At 69.8% G+C, this 1,468-nt stretch carries 1 protein-coding gene; it reads left to right on the plus strand.

Annotated features, from left to right (window positions below):
- Positions 1-1,085: dihydrolipoyl dehydrogenase family protein (locus FHS92_RS18045; RefSeq protein WP_184081942.1), on the plus strand; the 1,085-nt coding region annotated here is incomplete at its 5' end.
- Between the last annotated feature and the right edge of the window lie 383 nt (positions 1,086-1,468).

Consider the following 1,468-nt stretch of genomic DNA (forward strand, 5'->3'; position numbering starts at 1 on the left):
TTACCGATCCGGTCCCCGCCAAGCAGGAACGCCGCTACGCCAAGCTGGGCGTCGACGCCTTCCACGGGCTAGCGCGCTTCGCAAGCCCGGACGCGGTCGCGGTCGACGGTCGGACGTTGCAGGCCCAGCATATCCTGATCGCAACCGGCGCGGGGCCGATCCCGCTCGGCATTCCAGGCGAGGAGCTGGTCAGCACGAGCGACGCTTTCCTCGAGCTGGAGACGCTGCCGCGCCGGATCGTGCTGATCGGCGGCGGCTATGTCGCCGCGGAGTTCTCGCATCTGGCCGCACGTGCCGGCGCCGAAGTCACGATCCTGCAGCGCGCTAGCCGGCTGCTGCCGCATTTCGATCCCGACCTGGTGGGCTGGCTCACACCGCGGTTCACGGCGCTCGGCATTCGCATCGAGACCGGCACCGCGGTCACACGGGTCGAGCGGAACGGGGACGGCCTGCAGGTGCGTGCCTCTCGCCAGGGAGCGCCGGACCTGGAGGTCGCCTGCGATCTCGTCATTCATGCTGCCGGGCGTCGTCCCGATCTCGGCAGCCTCGACCTGTCCACCGGGCAGGTCGCGGTGCAAGACGGACGACTGCAGCTCGATGCGCATCTGCGCAGCATTTCCAACCCGCGGGTCTATGCCGCCGGTGACGCCGCCGGCGTCGGGCCGCCCCTGACCCCGGTGTCGAGCCACGACGCGAAGATCGTCGCCGCGAACCTCCTGCAAGGTCCATCGCGCGAGCCCGACTATCGCGGTGTTCCGAGCGTCGCCTTCACCGTGCCGCCGATCGCCGCCGTCGGGCTTTCGGAAGAGGCGGCGCGCCGCAGCGGCCTCAAGTTCCGGGTTAACGCGGCCTCGACGCCGGACTGGTTCACCGCCCGCCGGCTCGCCGAGCCGGTCTATGGCCACAAAGTTCTGATCGACGAGCGGACGGACCTCGTCCTCGGCGCGCATCTCGTCGGGCCGAACGCCGACGAGGTGATCAACCTTTTCGGCCTGGCCATCCGCCACGGCCTCACCGCGGCCGATCTACGCTCCACCATGTTTGCCTATCCGACCGGCGCCTCGGATATCGGCTACATGCTCTAGGCGACGCCGCGCACGATCCGTCACCAGTGCTCGCCCGCGGGCGGGCGGCAGCCTGTCGCGAAAGACGATAGCGGGCTGTCGCCCGCCTGATCTGCGGACGCCGCTGACGCGGCGGCGCTACTTTTTGGGCCTCCCTTCCGACGCGGAGGTGGTCGGCGCTCCCTGCTAGGCCCGCCACGGCGGGCTGCAAGCCCCGGCTTCGCCGGGCTGCTCCATTTCATTTCGCCCCTGCGGGTGCAGCCCGCCGCTCGAACGGGCCTCTTCGGTCGCTCTCGCCGCCCACCCCCGCCTCGGGGGAGGCCGATGCGGTTTTTGGGCAGTGCTGGAGGCAGCCGATGGTTTTCTTCCTCGAACCCCGGATTGGGGCTGGACTGTCAGGATAT

Source organism: Sphingobium subterraneum (assembly GCF_014199435.1).
Classification (GTDB): Bacteria; Pseudomonadota; Alphaproteobacteria; order Sphingomonadales; family Sphingomonadaceae; genus Sphingobium; species Sphingobium subterraneum.